At 73.3% G+C, this 17,940-nt stretch carries 20 protein-coding genes; 19 read left to right on the plus strand and 1 reads right to left on the minus strand.

Annotation, left to right across the window (positions count from 1 at the left end):
* Window positions 1–195 precede the first annotated feature (195 nt).
* The 18 genes from rho (at window position 196) to ACI79D_RS11405 (ending at window position 15,958) form a co-directional block, all read left to right on the plus strand.
* Window positions 196–2,394 carry a transcription termination factor Rho gene (rho, locus tag ACI79D_RS11320; RefSeq protein WP_456918506.1) on the plus strand — a complete coding sequence of 733 codons (2,199 nt, stop codon included), beginning with the start codon at window positions 196–198 and terminating at the stop codon, window positions 2,392–2,394.
* Window positions 2,395–2,597: 203 nt separating this feature from the next.
* Window positions 2,598–2,822: a 50S ribosomal protein L31 gene (gene rpmE, locus ACI79D_RS11325; protein WP_456910714.1), complete on the plus strand. Its 225-nt coding sequence runs from the start codon at window positions 2,598–2,600 to the stop codon at window positions 2,820–2,822.
* 111 nt (window positions 2,823–2,933) lie between these two features.
* Window positions 2,934–4,013 (plus strand): peptide chain release factor 1, encoded by a 1,080-nt coding sequence (gene prfA, locus ACI79D_RS11330; RefSeq protein ID WP_456918507.1) that lies wholly within the window; start codon window positions 2,934–2,936, stop codon window positions 4,011–4,013.
* Window positions 4,014–4,024: 11 nt separating this feature from the next.
* The gene (gene prmC / locus ACI79D_RS11335) at window positions 4,025–4,870 is read left to right on the plus strand and encodes a peptide chain release factor N(5)-glutamine methyltransferase (RefSeq protein ID WP_456918586.1); all 846 of its coding nucleotides are present in this window, start codon (window positions 4,025–4,027) and stop codon (window positions 4,868–4,870) included.
* Window positions 4,871–4,884: 14 nt separating this feature from the next.
* Window positions 4,885–5,526, plus strand: a complete 642-nt coding sequence (locus ACI79D_RS11340; protein ID WP_456918508.1) for an L-threonylcarbamoyladenylate synthase — start codon at window positions 4,885–4,887, stop codon at window positions 5,524–5,526.
* A 175-nt stretch (window positions 5,527–5,701) separates the two neighbouring features.
* Window positions 5,702–6,967 carry a glycosyltransferase family 4 protein gene (locus ACI79D_RS11345; RefSeq protein ID WP_456918509.1) on the plus strand — a complete coding sequence of 422 codons (1,266 nt, stop codon included), beginning with the start codon at window positions 5,702–5,704 and terminating at the stop codon, window positions 6,965–6,967.
* Window positions 6,964–7,440, plus strand: a complete 477-nt coding sequence (locus ACI79D_RS11350; RefSeq protein ID WP_456918510.1) for a hypothetical protein — start codon at window positions 6,964–6,966, stop codon at window positions 7,438–7,440. Before ACI79D_RS11345 ends, ACI79D_RS11350 begins: the two co-directional genes overlap by 4 nt.
* A gap of 119 nt (window positions 7,441–7,559) precedes the next feature.
* Window positions 7,560–7,784 (plus strand): hypothetical protein, encoded by a 225-nt coding sequence (locus ACI79D_RS11355; RefSeq protein ID WP_456918511.1) that lies wholly within the window; start codon window positions 7,560–7,562, stop codon window positions 7,782–7,784.
* Entirely contained in the window at window positions 7,781–8,611 is an 831-nt protein-coding gene (gene atpB, locus ACI79D_RS11360) for a F0F1 ATP synthase subunit A (protein WP_456918512.1), read from the plus strand. Before ACI79D_RS11355 ends, atpB begins: the two co-directional genes overlap by 4 nt.
* Before the next feature lie 65 nt (window positions 8,612–8,676).
* A complete protein-coding gene (gene atpE, locus ACI79D_RS11365) occupies window positions 8,677–8,916 on the plus strand; it encodes an ATP synthase F0 subunit C (RefSeq protein ID WP_091445776.1) in 240 nt (79 codons plus the stop codon).
* A gap of 44 nt (window positions 8,917–8,960) precedes the next feature.
* Window positions 8,961–9,539 (plus strand): F0F1 ATP synthase subunit B, encoded by a 579-nt coding sequence (locus tag ACI79D_RS11370; RefSeq protein ID WP_456918513.1) that lies wholly within the window; start codon window positions 8,961–8,963, stop codon window positions 9,537–9,539.
* Window positions 9,539–10,357, plus strand: coding sequence for a F0F1 ATP synthase subunit delta (locus ACI79D_RS11375; RefSeq protein WP_456918514.1), 819 nt, complete (start codon window positions 9,539–9,541; stop codon window positions 10,355–10,357). Before ACI79D_RS11370 ends, ACI79D_RS11375 begins: the two co-directional genes overlap by 1 nt.
* 75 nt (window positions 10,358–10,432) lie before the next feature.
* Complete coding sequence (gene atpA, locus ACI79D_RS11380; RefSeq protein WP_456918515.1) at window positions 10,433–12,067, plus strand: F0F1 ATP synthase subunit alpha; 1,635 nt, start codon at window positions 10,433–10,435, stop codon at window positions 12,065–12,067.
* Between the two features lie 2 nt (window positions 12,068–12,069).
* On the plus strand, window positions 12,070–13,041 hold the full coding sequence (locus tag ACI79D_RS11385) for a F0F1 ATP synthase subunit gamma (RefSeq protein WP_456918516.1): 972 nt from the start codon (window positions 12,070–12,072) through the stop codon (window positions 13,039–13,041).
* A 72-nt stretch (window positions 13,042–13,113) separates the two neighbouring features.
* Window positions 13,114–14,547, plus strand: coding sequence for a F0F1 ATP synthase subunit beta (gene atpD / locus ACI79D_RS11390; RefSeq protein WP_456918517.1), 1,434 nt, complete (start codon window positions 13,114–13,116; stop codon window positions 14,545–14,547).
* A gap of 244 nt (window positions 14,548–14,791) precedes the next feature.
* Window positions 14,792–14,971: a hypothetical protein gene (locus tag ACI79D_RS11395; RefSeq protein ID WP_456918518.1), complete on the plus strand. Its 180-nt coding sequence runs from the start codon at window positions 14,792–14,794 to the stop codon at window positions 14,969–14,971.
* 156 nt (window positions 14,972–15,127) lie between these two features.
* Window positions 15,128–15,517, plus strand: coding sequence for a F0F1 ATP synthase subunit epsilon (locus ACI79D_RS11400; RefSeq protein WP_456918519.1), 390 nt, complete (start codon window positions 15,128–15,130; stop codon window positions 15,515–15,517).
* 39 nt (window positions 15,518–15,556) lie between these two features.
* Window positions 15,557–15,958: a DUF2550 domain-containing protein gene (locus ACI79D_RS11405; protein WP_456918520.1), complete on the plus strand. Its 402-nt coding sequence runs from the start codon at window positions 15,557–15,559 to the stop codon at window positions 15,956–15,958.
* 6 nt (window positions 15,959–15,964) lie between these two features.
* Here the strand turns inward: ACI79D_RS11405 and ACI79D_RS11410 are convergent, their stop codons facing one another.
* Window positions 15,965–16,585, minus strand: a complete 621-nt coding sequence (locus ACI79D_RS11410; protein WP_456918521.1) for a cob(I)yrinic acid a,c-diamide adenosyltransferase — start codon at window positions 16,583–16,585, stop codon at window positions 15,965–15,967.
* A gap of 56 nt (window positions 16,586–16,641) precedes the next feature.
* Between ACI79D_RS11410 and murA the strand changes: the two genes are divergently transcribed.
* On the plus strand, window positions 16,642–17,919 hold the full coding sequence (gene murA, locus ACI79D_RS11415) for a UDP-N-acetylglucosamine 1-carboxyvinyltransferase (protein ID WP_456918522.1): 1,278 nt from the start codon (window positions 16,642–16,644) through the stop codon (window positions 17,917–17,919).
* The last annotated feature ends 21 nt before the right edge of the window (window positions 17,920–17,940 follow it).

The following is a 17,940-nucleotide window of genomic DNA, read 5'->3' on the forward strand; positions in this document are numbered from 1 at the left end:
GCTCACCGACGTAGCCGCCCAGTAGGGCGAGCCTCGCGCGGGGCGATGCAGACGATCTCATTCCGTCGCCGCAGATACCGCCTCGCACCCACTGGATCCCGTTCTTCTCGCTGCCCAGGTTGCGGACAGCGGCGGGAGGAACCGGGTCACCCCCTGCGCTGCTAGGCGCAGGTCTCCGCAGGGAAGGACCTGTACGTGAGCGAGACCACCGACCTCGTCACCCCGCCGAGCGCGGGTAACGACGAGGCACCTGCCGCTTCTGGGACGACGGGGCGGACCCGTCGCCGCGGCAGCGGGCTGTCCGGCATGCTGCTGCCCGAGTTGCAGCGGCTGGCGGCCGAGCTCGGCATCTCCGGCACCGGCCGGATGCGCAAGGGCGACCTGGTCGCCGCCATCTCCGCCCGCCAGACGGGTGGCGGCTCGGAGACCCCGGCCCCGGCCAGCGCGCCCGCGCCGCGCAGCGAGGCCCGCGGCGCCGACTCCGGCCCCGCCACCACGGCTGCGCCGCTCGAGGCCCCGGTCACCGGCGGCGCGAACAGCGGCCCCCTGACCCCCGCGGCCGACGCCCCCGCCGAGGCCGCGCCGCGGCGTCGCCGCGCGGCCAGCCGTCCGGCCGGCGCGCCTGCGGGCGAGACCGCCGCCCCGGCCGTCGAGGCGACCCCCGGCACCCCCGAGCCGCGCACCGAGGCGCCTGCCGCCGACACGGCCGCAGCCCCCGCCCCGGCCCCGGCCCGCGAGGAGACCGACGGCGACCGCACCGACGGTGACCGGGCCGACGGCGACCGCCCGCAGCGCAACCGCGAGCGCGGCGGCCGCAACCGCGACCGCACGGAGCGCACCGAGCGCATCGACCGGGACGGCAACCGCGACGGTGACCGTGCCGAGCGGGGCACCCGCGACGGCGACCGCACCCGCAGCGACCGCGACGGCGACCGCACCCGCAGCGACCGCGACGGCGACCGCGCCCGCAGCGACCGGGACGGCGACCGCGCCCGCAGCGACCGGGACGGTGACCGCGCGCGCGGCGACCGGGACGGCAACCGCGGTCCCGAGCGCGGCGACCGGAGCGGCCGGCCGGACAACCGCAACGACAACCGCGGCCGGGGCGACGACAACCGCACCGACAACCGCAACGACGAGGACGACGACGACTTCGAGGGCGGCCGCGGCCGCCGCGGGCGCCGTTACCGGGACCGCAACCGCCGCGGCAACGGCCGCGACCGGTTCGAGCCGAACGAGCCCACCATCAGCGAGGACGACGTCCTGCTGCCGGTGGCCGGCATCCTCGACGTCCTGGACAACTACGCGTTCGTCCGGACGTCGGGCTACCTGACCGGGCCCAACGACGTGTACGTGTCCCTGTCGCAGGTGCGCCGCTACGGCCTGCGCCGCGGTGACGCCATCACCGGTGCCGTCCGGCAGCCGCGCGAGGGCGAGCGCAAGGACAAGTACAACGCGCTGGTCCGGCTCGACACCGTCAACGGCCTCGACCCCGAGCAGGCGCGGCAGCGTCCGGAGTTCACCAAGCTGACCCCGCTCTACCCGCAGCAGCGGCTGCGGCTGGAGACCGAGCCCCACCAGCTGACCACCCGGGTCATCGACCTGGTCATGCCGATCGGCAAGGGGCAGCGCGCGCTGATCGTCAGCCCGCCCAAGGCCGGCAAGACGATGGTGCTGCAGGCGATCGCCAACGCGATCACCGCCAACAACCCCGAGTGCCACCTCATGGTCGTCCTCGTCGACGAGCGGCCCGAGGAGGTCACCGACATGCAGCGCTCGGTGAAGGGCGAGGTCATCGCCTCGACCTTCGACCGGCCGCCGTCGGACCACACCACGGTCGCGGAGCTGTCCATCGAGCGGGCCAAGCGCCTGGTCGAGATGGGCCACGACGTCGTCGTCCTGCTGGACTCGATCACCCGCCTGGGCCGCGCCTACAACCTGGCGGCCCCCGCCAGCGGACGCATCCTCTCCGGTGGTGTCGACTCCACGGCGCTCTACCCGCCCAAGCGCTTCCTCGGCGCCGCCCGCAACATCGAGAACGGCGGCTCGCTGACCATCATCGCCTCGGCGCTGGTGGAGACCGGCTCCACGATGGACACGGTCATCTTCGAGGAGTTCAAGGGCACCGGGAACGCGGAGATCAAGCTCGACCGCCGGCTGGCGGACAAGCGGGTCTTCCCGGCCGTCGACGTCAACGCGTCGGGCACGCGCAAGGAGGAGATCCTCATGTCGCCCGACGAGCTGGCCATCGTCATCAAGCTGCGCCGGGTGCTCGCCGCGCTGGAGCCCCAGCAGGCTCTCGAGCTGCTGCTGGACAAGCTCAAGAAGACGCGGAACAACATCGAGTTCCTCATGCAGATCCAGAAGACGACCCTCGGCCCCGAGCGCGAGTGAGAGGATCCCCGTCCTCCCCACCCTTCGCAGGCTCAGGGCGGGGCCCGGGACGGGGGCCGTTCCAGCACGTCGCCAGGGCCGCCGCCGGCGGGGCTCGGACATCAGGGATACTGAGCGACTGAGCCCCGCTGCGCGGCCGGAATGCCCGGCCGGCCGCCGGCGTTCGACAGACCAGTACGGCACAGACCCCCGGAAGAGGCGAGATGAAGCCCGGAATCCACCCCGACTACCACACCACCACGGTGACCTGTGGCTGCGGGAACACCTTCACCACCCGCAGCACGGCCCCCGGTGGCCAGCTGACCGTCGAGACCTGCTCCGCCTGCCACCCGTTCTACACGGGCAAGCAGCGGATCCTGGACACCGGCGGCCGCGTCGCCCGCTTCGAGAAGCGGTTCGGCAAGCGCAACGCCACCGCCGGCAAGTAGTCCCCCCGACGGCGCCCGTCCCACTCCTGTGGGGCGGGCGCCGTCGTCGTGTCCGCCCCCGCCCCCCACCGTCGGTTTTCGCGGAAACCGCCCCCTCCCGGAGTTCCCCCGTTGAGCAGCCCCACCGAGACCGCGCCCGATCGCCTGACCGGGCTGCTGGCCGAGCACGCGGCCCTGGAGGCCGAGCTCGCCGACCCGGCCGTCCACGCCGACGCCGCCCGCGCCCGCCGGCTCGGCCGGCGCTACGCGCAGCTGGCCCGGCTGGTCGAGACCAAGCGCGCCCTGGACGCCGTCCGTGACGACCTCGCCGCCGCCCGGGAGCTCGCCGCCGAGGACCCGTCCTTCCGCGCCGAGGCCGAGGCGATGGAGCAGCGGATCCCGGAGCTGGAGGACCGGCTGCGCGAGCTACTGCTGCCCAAGGACCCCGACGACGACAAGGACGTCATCCTCGAGATCAAGGCGGGGGAGGGGGGCGCGGAGTCGGCGCTGTTCGCCGGCGACCTGCTGCGCATGTACCTGCGCTACGCCGAGCGGCGGGGCTGGTCGGCCGAGGTGATCGACGCCGTCGAGGCCGACCTGGGCGGCTACAAGGACGTCTCGGTCGCCGTCAAGTCCCGTACGGACGAGGGCATCTGGTCGCGGCTGAAGTTCGAGGGCGGCGTGCACCGGGTCCAGCGGGTGCCGGTCACCGAGAGCCAGGGCCGCATCCACACCTCCGCCGCCGGCGTCCTCGTGCTGCCCGAGGCCGAGGAGGTCGACGTCACCGTCGACCCGAACGACCTGCGCATCGACGTGTTCCGGTCCAGCGGCCCCGGCGGGCAGAGCGTGAACACCACCGACTCCGCCGTCCGGATCACCCACCTGCCCACCGGCATCGTGGTCAGCTGCCAGAACGAGAAGAGCCAGCTGCAGAACCGGGAGTCCGCACTGCGGATCCTGCGCTCGCGGCTGCTCGCCGCCGCCCGCGAGGAGGCCGCCGCCGCGGCCAGCGACCAGCGGCGCAGCCAGGTCCGCACCGTCGACCGCAGCGAGCGGGTGCGCACCTACAACTTCCCGGAGAACCGGATCAGCGACCACCGGGTCGGCTTCAAGGCGCACAACCTCGACCAGGTGCTCGACGGCGAGCTCGACCCGGTCATCGACGCGCTGACCCGCGCGCACACCGCCGAGCTCCTGGCGGCCGGCTCCTGAACCCCCGCACGCTGCTCGCCGACGCCGCGCGCCGGCTCGCCGACGCCGGTGTCGAGTCACCGCGGGTGGACGCCGAGCTGCTGCTGGCGCACGTCCTGGGCATGACCCGCACCGGCCTGCTCACCCTCGGCGACGTCCCCGCCGACGCGACCGGGCGCTTCGCCGGCCTGCTCGACCAGCGGGCCTCCCGCGTGCCCCTGCAGCACCTCACCGGGCGCGCGCCGTTCCGGCACCTGGAGCTCGCCGTCGGCCCGGGGGTGTTCGTGCCCCGGCCCGAGACCGAGCAGCTCGTCGAGTGGGCCCTGGACCGCGTGGCCGGGACCCCCGAGCCCGTCGTCGTCGACCTGGGCAGCGGGTCGGGCGCCATCGCGCTGTCGATCGCGCACGAGCACCCCGGCGCCCGCGTCACCGCCGTCGAGCGGGACGCCGGGGCCATCGAGTGGACCCGCCACAACGCCGCCGTCCGGGCCGCCGCGGGGGACACCCCCGTCGAGGTGCTCTCCGGCGACATGACCGACCCCGGCCTGCTGGCCGCGCTCGACGGTGCGGTGGACCTCGTCGTCTCCAACCCGCCCTACGTGCCCGACGGCGCCCGCGTCCCCCGCGAGGTCGCCGACCACGACCCGCCGCTGGCCCTGTGGGGCGGACCCGACGGGCTGGACGTCGTCCGCGGCCTGCTGGTGACCGCCGCCCGGCTGCTCCGACCCGGCGGGTGGATCGGCATCGAGCACGCCGACGAGCAGGGGACCGCGCTGCCGGCCGTCGTCCGGGCGAACGGCGGCTTCACCGACGTCGCCGACCATCCCGACCTGGCCGGGCGTCCCCGGTTCACCACCGCCCGCCGCGCGGCGGGATGACAGACTCCGGTCCCGTGGCCGACCTCTACGACTGCACCGACCCCGAGGCCCGCGCGGCCGGGCTGGACGCCGCGATGGCGGCGATCGGCGCCGGCGAGCTGGTGCTACTGCCCACCGACACGGTCTACGGCGTGGCGGCCGACGCGTTCACGCCGGCGGCGGTCACCCGGCTGCTCGCGGCGAAGAACCGCGGCCGGACGATGCCCGTGCCCGTGCTCATCGGGGAGGCGTCCACGCTGGCCGGCCTCACCAACCGCGTGCCGGACGTCGCCACGCGGCTGGCCGAGGCGTTCTGGCCGGGCGGGCTGACCCTCGTGGTCGAGCACGCGTCCTCGCTGGCCTGGGACCTGGGGGACGCCGAGGGCACCGTCGCCGTCCGGCTGCCCGCCGACGACATCACCCGGGACCTGCTGCGCCGCACCGGGCCGCTGGCGGTCTCCAGCGCCAACCGCTCCGGCCGGCCGGCCGCCACCACCGCCGAGCAGGCCGTCGCGCAGCTGGGCCTGCACGCGGCGGTGGTCCTCGACGGCGGGCCGCGGGACTCCTCGGCGGCCAGCACGATCGTCGACTGCACCGGCCCGACGCCGCGGGTGCTGCGCATCGGCGCGATCCCCGTCGACCGGCTCCGCGAGGTCGTGCCCGAGCTCACCGACTGAAGGCGGGGCCGGGCAGCACGCGCCGTCCGGCTGGACGGCCGTCCGGAGGGATACCGTGGGACGACCGTCCGTCGCCGATCCCGCCGGGAGACCTGCCGCCATGAGCACCCCCTCCTGGGCCCCCGGCCGGGCGGCGGGCCGTGCGCCCGGGACCCCCTCCGGGCCCCTCTGACCGATGCGCGAGTACGTCGTCGTCCTGCTCACCGCCGGGCTGGTCACCTTCCTGGCCACCCCGGTGGTGCGGGTGGCGGCGGTCCGGCTGCGGATGATGGCCGCGCCGCGCGAGCGGGACGTGCACGTGATCCCCACCCCCCGCGGCGGGGGAGTGGCGATGTACCTCGGCGTGGCCGCGGCGATCCTGGTCGCCACCCGCCTGCCGGCGCTGCAGCGGACCTTCGAGGACTCGCAGACCGCCGCCGTCCTGGTGGCCGGCGGGCTCATCTGCGCCCTCGGTGTCCTCGACGACAAGTTCGGCCTCGACGCGCTGACCAAGCTCACCGGCCAGATCGCCGCGGCCGGCGTGATGGTGCTGCTCGGCGTCCAGCTGGTGTTCGTCTTCCTCCCGGTCGCCGACATCGGGACGCTCTCCCTCGGCCCCGACATCGGCGTCCCGCTGACCATCCTGCTGACCGTCCTCACGGTCAACGCGCTGAACTTCATCGACGGCCTCGACGGCCTGGCGGCGGGCGTCTCGGCGGTCGCCGCGCTGGCCTTCTTCGCCTACAGCTACAACCTCGGACTGGTCGGCTACGACGAGGTCGCCAGCGCCCCGGCGCTGATCACCGCCGTGCTCGCCGGCGCCTGCCTGGGCTTCCTGCCGCACAACTTCAGCCCGGCGCGGATCTTCATGGGCGACTCGGGCTCGATGCTGGTCGGGCTGATGCTCTCGGCGGCGGCGGTCTCCGCGACCGGCCGGGTGGACCCGCAGTCGTTCGACTCCGCGGCGAGCCTGCTGCCGCTCGCCCTGCCCCTGCTGGTGCCGATCGCGGTGCTCTCCATCCCGTTCATCGACCTGGTGATGGCCGTGATCCGCCGCACCCGGCGCGGGCAGTCGCCGTTCTCGCCGGACAAGATGCACCTGCACCACCGGCTGCTGGCCATCGGCCACTCGCACCGGCGCGCGGTGCTCGTCATGTACTTCTGGGCGGCGCTGCTGTCCTTCGGCGCGGTGACGCTGTCGATCACCGGCGGCACGGCCGAACTGCTGGTCGCCATCGGCGTCCTGCTGGTCGTCGGCGTCGTCGTCGTCCTCAGCCCGCGGGCCCGCCGGGCCGCACGCGAGGCGCGGGCCGCCGAGCTCGCCGCGCAGCGCGAGCGCAGCCGCGCCGCCCACCCCACCGCGCGGGCCCTCCGCGCGACCACCAGCGAGCCCGGCCGGTTCCCCGACGAGGGCGCCGAGCCGTCCCCGCGGGCGGCCGGGGCCGGGCAGGGAGTCCGATGACGCAGTCCACACCCCAGCGCGAGATCCCCTGGGACCTCTCCTTCCTCCGGGTGGGAGGTCTGGTCACCGCCGCGCTCACCGCCGTCGCCGCCCCGCTCGCGGCGCTCCTCGGCGGTGCGGACGAGGCCCTCGCGGTGCTGGTCGGAGCGGCCGTGGTGACCGCGTTCTTCGCCGCGTCGGGCCTCGTCATCGCCTGGGCCGGCCGCCACGGCGACGCCTTCACCCTCCCGGCGGCGCTGGGTTCCTTCTTCGTGAAGGTGCTGGTCCTGGCCGTGGTCCTGGAGTCCCTGCCGGCCGACGGCTGGGTCGACCGGCGCACCCTGGCGTGGACGGTCATCGCCGGGGCGCTGCTGTGGAGCGTCGTCCAGCAGCGCTGGGTCTGGACCCGTCGGATCTACTACGTCCAGCCACCCGCGCCGCCCCCGACCGGGGGAACTCCCAGTCCGCCGGAGAGGCCCGCGACACGCGGCTGATAGTGTCCGCAGCGATGGCCGAGGACAGCTCCTCTCGCGGGGGTTCTCGACCCCGACCTGCAACGCCCACCGATCGTCAGCCCAGCGGGGCCGACATCGGCTGGGGGATCACCGGGACCATGCTCTCCGGGATCATCGTGTGGGGCGGGGCCGGGTTGCTGCTCGACCGCTGGTGGGGCACGCGCTTCGTCGCCCTGATCGGCGTCCTCCTCGGCCTCACGGTGGCCATCTACCTGGTGGTCGTCAAGTACGGCGCCGTGCCCCCGGCTGAGGAGGCCCGGCGCACCGGCTCCACCCGGGGCGGGCGACGCAGCCCGACCAGGACGCAGAAGGGACAACGGTGACCTCCAGCGCCCTCGCGCTCGTCGACGTGCTCGCCGCCGCCGAAGGTGGTGAGGAAGGCGGCTTCCAGGCTCCGACCATCGAGGAGTTCTACCCGGAGCCGCTCGCCTCGTTCTCCCTCCTGGGGATCGACTTCGAGATCACCCGCATCACGATCCTCCTCTGGATCGCCACCGCCGTGATCCTCGCGCTGCTGGTCGCGTCGGTCCGCAAGCCCTCGATCGTGCCGGGCAAGCTGCAGTGGCTCGGTGAGAGCGGCTACTCCCTCGTCCGCGACGGCATGGCCCGCGACGTCATCGGCCCCAAGGGGCTGCCGTTCGCGCCGTTCCTCGCGTCGCTGTTCTTCTTCATCCTCGCGAACAACGCGATGAGCATCATCCCGTTCGCGCAGATCTCGCCGATGTCGAAGTTCGCGTTCCCGCTGGTCCTCGCGGTGATCGTCTGGGTGCTCTACAACTGGGTCGGCATCCGCGAGCAGGGCCTGGGCAGGTACCTCAAGGACGCCGCGATCCCGCCGGGCGTGCCGATCGGTGCGCTCATCCTGGTCACGCCGATCGAGCTGCTCCAGGTGTTCATCATCCGGCCGTTCACCCTGGCCGTGCGGCTCTTCGCGAACATGTTCGCCGGCCACATGCTGCTCGTCGTCTTCTCCCTGGGCGCGGTCTACCTGTTCACCGCGGGCGGCATCATGCCGCTGTTCGGGGCCGCCTCGTTCGTCATGGCCGTGATCATGACGTTCTTCGAGCTCCTGGTGATCGTGCTCCAGGCCTACGTCTTCACCGTGCTGACGGCGACCTACCTCAACGGCGCCGTCGAGCCCGCTCACTGACCGCTCCACCCCCAAGCCAGCCGCCCGGAAACCCGGGCGACCGACACAGGAGGAACCACCCCGCAATGGACGTTCTCGCAGAGCTCGTCGGCAGCATCGGCTCGGTCGGCTACGGTCTCGCCGCCATCGGCCCGGGTATCGGCGTCGGCATCGTCTGGGCCGCCTACATCCAGGCCACCGCCCGGCAGCCCGAGTCCGCCGGCCTGACCCGTACCTACGCCTTCCTCGGCGCCGCCCTCTCCGAGGCGCTCGCGCTGATCGGCCTGGTCGTCCCCTTCATCTTCGGGCCCGGCAACGCCGGCTGACCCGTTCCCTCCAGGTCGGACCCATCTGACGTAGGGACACACTCATGAGCATCCAGGCTGCGGAGGCGCACAACCCGCTGCTCCCGCCGTGGGGCGAGATCATCATCGGGCTGATCGCCTTCGCGATCGTCTTCTTCGTGTTCGCGAAGTTCGTCGCGCCGCGCTTCGAGCAGGTCTTCCGGGCCCGCCGTGAGGCCATCGAGGGCGGCATCGAGCGGGCCGAGTCGATGCAGGCGGAGGCGAAGGCGGCGCTGGACCAGTACCGCGCTCAGCTCGCCGAGGCCCGGACCGAGGCGGCGCAGATCCGCGACCAGGCCCGGGCCGAGGGCCAGCAGATCCTCGAGGAGCTGCGCGCGCAGGCCCAGCAGGAGTCGGCCCGGATCCTCGCCCGCGGCGAGGAGCAGCTGGCCGCCTCCCGCCAGCAGGTGGTCAACGAGCTGCGGGGCCACATCGGCGTCCTCGCCGTCGACCTCGCCGGCCGGGTGGTCGGCGAGTCGCTCGAGGACCAGGCCCGCCGCAGCGGCACCGTCGACCGGTTCCTCGACCAGCTCGACGGCATGGCCGCCGGTTCCCCGAACGGCCGCAGCGGCGCCTCGGTGTACACCCCGGAGGGCAACCGCTGATGGACGCCTCCAGCCGCGCGGCGCTCGCGCAGGCGCGCGAGCGCCTCGAGGAGCGCTCCCGCGGCGCGGCCGGCACCGCCCTGCTGAGCCTGGCCGACGAGCTGTTCGCGGTCGCCCGCCTGCTCGACGGCCAGATCGCGCTGCGCCGGGCGTTGTCGGACCCGTCGGCCAAGCCGGCCGACCGGGCGGGCCTGGCCCGTCGGGTCCTGGCCGGCCGGGTGTCGGAGGCCGCGGTCGACCTGGTCGAGACCGTGGCCGGTCTGCGCTGGTCGCGGCCGCTGGACCTGGTGGAGGCGACCGAGACGCTGGCCACCGAGGCCGCGCTCGACGCCGCCGCGGCCCGCGGGGAGCTCGACGGGGTCGAGGACGAGCTGTTCCGCTTCGGCCGGATCGTCGCCGGGGACCCGGAGCTCTCCCGGATCCTCAGCGACCGCACCGCCCCGGCGGCCGGGAAGACGGCCCTGGTGGACCGGCTGGTCTCCGGCCGGGTCAGTCCCGTCACCGCGCAGCTGCTCCGGAACCAGCTGACCGGCCGGTACGTCGGTAGTGCCGAGAACGTCGTCGAGCGGCTCTCCGAGGCGGCCTCCCGCCGGCGGGGCCGCTCGATCGCGCGCGTGACCACGGCCGCGGCGCTGACCCCGGCGCAGGAACGCCGGCTGACCGACGTGCTCAGCCGTCTCTACGGCCGGGCGATCGGGCTGCAGGTCACCGTGGACCCCGACGTCCTCGGCGGCCTGGTCATCCGTGTCGGTGACGAGGTCATCGACGGCAGCATCGCCCACCGTCTCGAGGCCGCCGGGCGGCGGCTGGTCGGCTGACGCCGGCCGCCTGAGCACCCGAGCCCCAGTCCAGCAGTCAGACACCACCCCAGCAGGGAAGAGGACGAGAGCCCCATGGCCGAGCTGACGATCTCCGCAGACGAGATCCGCAGTGCCATCCAGAACTACGTCACCGAGTTCGCCCCGGACGTGTCCCGGGAGGAGGTCGGGATCGTCACCGAGGCCGGTGACGGCATCGCGCGGGTCGAGGGGCTGCCCTCGGTCATGACCAACGAGCTGCTCGAGTTCGAGAGCGGCGTCCGCGGCCTGGCCCTGAACCTGGACGTGCGCGAGGTCGGCGTCGTCATCCTGGGTGACTTCTCCGGCATCGAGGAGGGCCAGCAGGTCCGCCGCACCGGCGAGGTCCTCTCCGTCCCGGTCGGCGACGGCTACCTGGGCCGCGTCGTCGACCCGCTGGGCAACCCGATCGACGGAGCCGGCCCGATCGCCACCACCGGCCGCCGGGCCCTGGAGCTGCAGGCCCCGACCGTCGTCCAGCGCAAGTCGGTGCACGAGCCGCTGCAGACCGGCATCAAGGCCATCGACGCGATGACCCCGATCGGCCGCGGCCAGCGCCAGCTGATCATCGGCGACCGGCAGACCGGCAAGACCGCGATCGCGATCGACGCCATCATCAACCAGAAGCAGAACTGGGCGACCGGCGACCCGACCCAGCAGGTCCGCTGCATCTACGTGGCGGTGGGCCAGAAGGGTTCCACGATCGCCTCCATCCGCTCCGCCCTCGAGGACGCGGGCGCGATGGAGTACACGACCATCGTCGCCGCCCCGGCGTCGGAGGCCGCGGGCTTCAAGTACATCGCCCCCTACACCGGCTCGGCCATCGGCCAGCACTGGATGTACGAGGGCAAGCACGTCCTGATCGTGTTCGACGACCTGTCCAAGCAGGCCGAGGCCTACCGCGCGGTCTCCCTGCTGCTGCGTCGTCCGCCGGGCCGCGAGGCCTACCCCGGCGACGTCTTCTACCTCCACTCCCGGCTGCTCGAGCGCTGCGCGAAGCTGTCCGACGAGATGGGCGCGGGCTCGATGACCGGCCTGCCGCTGATCGAGACCAAGGGCAACGACGTGTCGGCGTACATCCCGACCAACGTCATCTCGATCACCGACGGGCAGATCTTCCTCGAGACGGGTCTGTTCAACTCCGGTGTCCGCCCGGCTATCAACGTCGGCATCTCCGTGTCGCGCGTCGGCGGCTCGGCGCAGATCAAGGCGATGAAGTCCGTCGCCGGCCGGCTGCGCCTGGACCTGGCCCAGTACCGCGAGCTCGAGGCGTTCGCCTCGTTCTCCTCGGACCTGGACGCCTCCAGCCGGGCCACCCTCGAGCGTGGCCAGCGCCTGGTGGAGCTGCTCAAGCAGGGCCAGTACGAGCCGTACCCGGTGGAGCGCGAGGTCGTCTCCATCTGGCTGGGCACCACCGGCAAGCTCGACCGCGTGCCGGTGCCGGAGGTCCGCCGCTTCGAGCGGGAGTTCCTCGACTACGTCGGCCGGGGCAACAACGGCATCTACGACGAGATCCGGCAGTCGCGGGCCCTCGGCGACGACGCCGTCCGCAGCCTCGAGGGCGCGGTCGAGGAGTTCTACGGCCAGTTCCAGACCTCCGAGGGCGGCACCCTGCTCAACGAGCCCGAGGCCGAGGCCATGGACGCGTCCGAGCGTGGCCAGGAGCGCGTCCAGGTCAAGCGGAGCGCCTGACCGTGGCCGGCAACCTCCGTGCGCTGCGGCGCCGGATCCGCTCCACGCAGTCGACGAAGAAGATCTTCTCGGCACAGGAGCTGATCGCCGGCGCCCGCATCGTGCGCGCCCAGGCCCGGGTGGAGGCCTCCAAGCCCTACGCCCGGGAGATCACCCGGGTGCTCTCGGCGCTGGCGTCCTCGGCGTCGCTGGACCACCCGCTGCTCACCGAGCGGCAGAACCCGCGCCGCGCGGCGGTCCTCGTGATCACCTCCGACCGCGGGTTCGCCGGCTCGTACAACGTCAACGTGCTGCGCCGCACCGAGGAGCTGCTCTCGCTGCTGCGGCAGGAGGGCAAGGACCCGGTCCTGTACGTGGTCGGCCGGAAGGGGGAGACCTACTACTCCTTCCGCAACCGCGAGATGGCCGACACCTTCACCGGCTTCTCCGAGCAGCCGAACTTCGTCGACGCGCAGCGGGTCGGTGAGGCGCTCATCGACGCCTTCACCGCCGGCGAGGACGACGACGAGACCGGTGCGGGGGCCGACGGGATCCTCGGCGTGGACGAGCTGCACATCGTCTACACCGAGTTCCGCTCGCTGCTCTCGCAGGTCCCGGTCGCCAAGCGGATGGCCCCGCTGGAGGTCGAGGAGGTCGAGGAGTTCGACTACGAGCGGGAGGACCGCGAGGCCGGCCGGGCCGGCGACAGCGGGGTGCCGACCTCCTACGAGTTCGAGCCCTCGGCCGACGTCCTGCTCGACGCGCTGCTGCCGAAGTACGTCAACGCCCGCATCTACGCGGCGATGCTCGAGGCCGCGGCCTCCGAGTCGGCGTCCCGGCGGCGGGCGATGAAGTCGGCGTCGGACAACGCCGAGGAGCTGGCGAAGAACCTCGCCCGGCAGGCCAACCAGGCCCGTCAGGCGGAGATCACCCAGGAGATCAGCGAGATCGTCGGCGGCGCCGACGCGCTGGTGTCGGCCAACGCCGACGACTGACCCCTCCCCGCGCGGCGGGGACACAGAAGACGCGGAACCACACCCGAGCCCGAGGGCAGGAGAGCAGTACAGATGACCGTCACCGAGGACCGTCCGACCACCCAGACGACCGGCCGCGTCGTCCGGGTCACCGGGCCGGTCGTCGACGTCGAGTTCCCGCGCGACGCGATGCCCGACCTGTTCAACGCCCTGAAGGTGGAGGTCACCCTCGCCGACCTGGGCAAGACGCTGACCCTCGAGGTCGCCCAGCACCTGGGCGACAACGTGGTCCGCACCATCTCCATGCAGCCGACCGACGGCCTCATCCGGGGCGCCGAGGTCGTCGACACCGGCTCGGCGATCTCCGTGCCCGTCGGTGACGTGACCACCGGCCACGTGTGGAACGCCCTCGGCGAGTGCCTCGACGAGCCCGGCTACGGCACCGACGCCCCGCGGTGGACGATCCACCGGCACGCGCCGCGGTTCGACCAGCTCGAGGGCCGCACCGAGATGCTGGAGACCGGCATCAAGGTCATCGATCTGCTGACCCCCTACGTGGCCGGCGGGAAGATCGGCCTGTTCGGCGGTGCCGGCGTGGGCAAGACGGTGCTCATCCAGGAGATGATCCGCCGGGTCGCCCAGGAGTTCGGTGGCGTGTCGGTGTTCGCCGGCGTCGGCGAGCGCACCCGTGAGGGCAACGACCTCATCACGGAGATGACCGAGTCCGGCGTCATCGACTCGACCGCCCTGGTCTTCGGCCAGATGGACGAGCCGCCGGGCACCCGGCTGCGGGTCGCGCTGTCCGCGCTGACGATGGCGGAGTACTTCCGCGACGAGCAGAACCAGGACGTGCTGCTCTTCATCGACAACATCTTCCGGTTCACCCAGGCCGGCTCCGAGGTGTCCACGCTGCTGGGCCGCATGCCCTCCGCCGTGGGTTACCAGCCGACCCTCGCCGACGAGATGGGCGAGCTGCAGGAGCGGATCACCTCGACCCGTGGTCACTCGATCACCTCGATGCAGGCGATCTACGTGCCCGCCGACGACATCACCGACCCGGCGCCGCACACCACCTTCGCCCACCTCGACGCGACGACGGTGCTCTCCCGGCCGATCTCCGAGAAGGGCATCTACCCGGCCGTGGACCCGCTGGACTCCACCAGCCGGATCCTCGACCCGCAGTACGTGGGCCAGGACCACTACGCGATCGCCCAGACGGTGAAGCAGGTGCTGCAGCGCTACCAGGAGCTGCAGGACATCATCGCCATCCTCGGCATCGACGAGCTCTCCGAGGAGGACAAGGTCACGGTCAACCGGGCCCGTCGCGTCGAGCGGTTCCTCTCGCAGAACATGTTCGTCGCCGAGGCGTTCACCGGGCAGCCCGGCTCGTTCGTCCCGCTGGCGGAGACGCTGCAGGCGTTCAAGGCGATCACCGACGGCGAGTACGACCACGTGCCCGAGCAGGCGTTCTTCATGTGCGGTGGCCTCGAGGACCTCGAGCGCAACGCCGACAAGCTCAAGAAGTAGAAGGACCACCCTTCCCCCCACGCCTCGAACCTCGGCGTGGAGGGAAGGGTGGCCGTTCCAGCACGACACGTCGGCCGGGCCCCGGAGGGGGCCCGGCCGACGCGCGTTCCGCCCCCCGTCACCCGGAGTTCGGCTCATCACGTGACGAAAGACCTGGCGGGGAGCCGTTCAAGCGCGGGATGCTGCATGCCGATCATCCAGGACGGGACGTCCGGAACGGCCGGGCGGCGTACGGGAGAAGACCGTGGACGCGACGACGGGGACCAGGTGGGACGGCGCCGACTGGAGTTGGCCGCCGTCGGCCGGCCTCCCGTACGCCGGCCACCAGCAGTACGCCACGGAGCGCTGGGCTCCGGCGTCGACCGTGCGCCACCCGTGGGTGCGGGTCGGCCGCTGGACGCTGCTGTACCGCCGGGCCGCCTGAACCCGACTCCCACGCGCCGGACCCGTGACAGGGCCCCGCGCGGGATCGCCCGCCGGTGCCGCGACACGCGGCCGTTAGAGTGACCCTGACCCGTCGCCGTGTCCTCCCCGGGCCGGCGACACCCGCACCGCCCGTCGGTGGACCCCGAGGAGTGTCGTGGCGACCCTGCAGGTCGAGTTGGTGGCCGTCGAGCGGCTGATCTGGTCCGGCGAGGCCAACATGGTCATCGCGCGTACCACGGAGGGTGAGCTCGGCGTCCTGCCCGGACACGCGCCGCTGCTGGGCCAGCTCGCCGAGGGCGGCGTCGTGACGATCCGCACCTCCCAGGGCGAGGACCTCGTCGTCGCCGCCCACGGTGGCTTCCTGTCGGTCACCGACCGCGGTGTGTCGATCCTGGCCGAGACCGCGGAGATCTCCTCCGAGATCGACGTCGAGCGGGCCCGGGAGGCGCTGCGCCGCGCCCAGGACGCCGGTGACGACGCTGAGGCAGTGGCCGCCGCCCGCCGTGCCCAGTCCCGGCTGCGGGCCGCCGGACAGGACGCCTGAGCCCCACCCGGACCGTTCCCCGATGCGCCGGCAGCCAGGATGACCACCGCACTCGTCGTCCTGGCCGTCGCGCTCGTCGTCGGGCTCGTCGTCGCCTTCCTGCTGCGGCGGCGCTTCCTGCTCTCCGGCCTCGGCGCGGTCACCATGTGGCTGCGTCCGGCCGGCTCCACCCGCTGGTCGGTCGGGGTGGCCTGGTACGGCGGCGACGCGCTGCTCTGGTACCGCGCGCTGTCGCTCTCGCCGCGCCCGCAGCAGCGGCTGTGTCGCGCGGAGTTCCAGGTCGAGGGACGGCGCCGGGCCACGCCCGAGGACGTCGCGCTGCCCCCGGACGTCGTCGTCCTGTCCTGCGCCACCGCCGCCGGGCCCCGCGAGCTGGCCATGGACCCGGCGACGGTGACCGGCTTCCTGTCCTGGGTGGAGTCCGCGCCGCCGGTGCGGTAGCCGCGCTCAGCCCTCGGTCGGCTCCTGCTGGGCCGCGGTCCGCTGGGCGTGCGCGCCGCTGTGCGCGCCGGGCTCCCAGAGCACGTCACCACCGGGGTTGGCCACCCGGGCGAGGATGAACAGCAGGTCCGACAGCCGGTTCAGGTAGCGCGCGGTCTCCGCGTTCGTCCGGTCGCCGTCGGCGGCCAGCAGGGCCCACACGCTGCGCTCGGCCCGTCGGACGACGACCCGCGCCTGGTGCAGCAGCGCGGCCAGCGGGGTGCCGCCGGGGAGGATGAAGCTGGCCAGCTTGGCCAGCGCCGCGTTGTGGGTGTCGCACGCCGCCTCGAGCCGCTCGGTGTAGGCGGCGGTGACCCGCAGCGGCGGGAACTGCGGGTCCGGGGTGATCGGCGTGGAGAGGTCGGCGCCGACGTCGAACAGGTCGTTCTGCACGCTGCGCAGCAGGCCGGCCATCTCCGGCTCGGGAGAGCCGAGCGCCAGCGCGAGGCCGAGCACGCTGTTGGCCTCGTCCACGTCGGCGTAGGCGGCCAGCCGGGGGTCGGTCTTGGCCACCCGGCTCATGTCGCCGAGGTGGGTCTGCCCGGCGTCACCGGTCTTCGTGTAGATGCGGGTCAGCCGGACGCTCATACCCCGAGCCTAGGAGGTCGCGGAGCGGCCGCGTGGCGTCGCCGTAGGGTGGTGCGGTGGAGTGCTTCGAGGTCACCGGCGGCACGGCCCTGACCGGACGGGTGCGGGTCACCGGCGCCAAGAACAGCGCCCTGAAGCTGATGGCCGCCGCGCTGCTGGCGGCGGGCCGGACCACCATCGAGGAGGTCCCCGACATCCTCGACGTCGCGATCATGAGCGAGGTGCTGCGCCGCCTCGGCTGCGACGTGAGCTACGAGCGCCACGAGCACGGCGGGGGCGGCCGGGTGGTGGTCGACGTCCCGGACGCGCCGGGCACGGAGACCGACTACGACCTGGTGCGCAAGATGCGCGCCTCGATCAGCGTGCTGGGCCCGCTGGTGGCGAGGTGCGGCTCGGCGCGGGTGGCGCTGCCCGGCGGTGACGCGATCGGGTCGCGCGGCCTGGACATGCACATCTCCGGGCTCGAGCGGCTGGGCGCGACGATCGAGAGCGAGCACGGCTTCCTCGTCGCCACGGCCCCGCGGCTGACCGGCACCTCCATCTGGCTGGACTTCCCGTCGGTGGGAGCGACCGAGAACCTGGTCATGGCCGCGGTGCTCGCCGAGGGCACGACGGTCATCGACAACGCCGCCCGCGAGCCCGAGATCGCCGACCTGTGCGCGATGCTCACCGCGATGGGCGCCACCATCGACGGAGCCGGCACCTCGACGATCACCGTCGAGGGGGTCACCGACCTCAAGCCGGTCACCTACACGACCGTGCCCGACCGGATCGTCGCGGGCACGTGGGCGATCGGCGCGGTGATGACCCGCGGAGACGTCGTCGTCGAGCGGGCGGTGGCCGAGCACCTCACCGTGGCCCTGGACAAGCTCACCGACGCCGGCGCCCAGATCGAGGTGCTGCCCGAGGGCCTGCGCGTGGCCATGGCCGAGCGGCCGCGCGGGGTCGACGTCGTCACGCTGCCCTACCCGGGCTTCCCGACCGACCTGCAGCCGATGGCGGTCGCGCTGGCGGCGGTCTCCACCGGGACCGCGCTGATCACCGAGAACGTGTTCGAGGGCCGCTTCATGTTCGTCAACGAGCTGGTGCGCCTGGGCGCGTCGGTGCGCATCGACGGACACCACGCCGTCGTCCGGGGGCGGGAGCGGCTGTCCAGCGCCCCGGTGCTGGCCACCGACATCCGCGCCGGGGCCGGGCTGGTGCTCGCCGGGCTGGTCTCCGACGGCGTCACCGAGGTGCAGGACGTGCACCACGTCGACCGCGGCTACCCCGACTTCGTGCAGCACCTGCGCGGCCTGGGGGCGGGGATCGAGCGGGTCACCCGCCCCGACTGAGAAGGGACCCTCGTGCCCTCG

The sequence above is a fragment of the Geodermatophilus sp. SYSU D00708 genome, assembly GCF_054050115.1.

Bases quoted from the DNA above. Each gene is read 5' to 3' on its own strand.
- ACI79D_RS11405 (WP_456918520.1), top strand. From the start codon at position 15,557: ATGACCACCGCACTCGTCGTCCTGGCCGTCGCGCTCGTCGTCGGGCTC.
- ACI79D_RS11350 (WP_456918510.1), top strand. From the start codon at position 6,964: ATGACGCAGTCCACACCCCAGCGCGAGATCCCCTGGGACCTCTCCTTC.
- ACI79D_RS11375 (WP_456918514.1), top strand. From the start codon at position 9,539: ATGGACGCCTCCAGCCGCGCGGCGCTCGCGCAGGCGCGCGAGCGCCTC.
- atpA (WP_456918515.1), top strand. From the start codon at position 10,433: ATGGCCGAGCTGACGATCTCCGCAGACGAGATCCGCAGTGCCATCCAG.
- ACI79D_RS11410 (WP_456918521.1), bottom strand. From the start codon at position 16,585: ATGAGCGTCCGGCTGACCCGCATCTACACGAAGACCGGTGACGCCGGG.
- ACI79D_RS11370 (WP_456918513.1), top strand. From the start codon at position 8,961: ATGAGCATCCAGGCTGCGGAGGCGCACAACCCGCTGCTCCCGCCGTGG.
- atpE (WP_091445776.1), top strand. From the start codon at position 8,677: ATGGACGTTCTCGCAGAGCTCGTCGGCAGCATCGGCTCGGTCGGCTAC.
- rpmE (WP_456910714.1), top strand. From the start codon at position 2,598: ATGAAGCCCGGAATCCACCCCGACTACCACACCACCACGGTGACCTGT.
- atpD (WP_456918517.1), top strand. From the start codon at position 13,114: ATGACCGTCACCGAGGACCGTCCGACCACCCAGACGACCGGCCGCGTC.
- ACI79D_RS11345 (WP_456918509.1), top strand. From the start codon at position 5,702: ATGCGCGAGTACGTCGTCGTCCTGCTCACCGCCGGGCTGGTCACCTTC.
- ACI79D_RS11355 (WP_456918511.1), top strand. From the start codon at position 7,560: ATGCTCTCCGGGATCATCGTGTGGGGCGGGGCCGGGTTGCTGCTCGAC.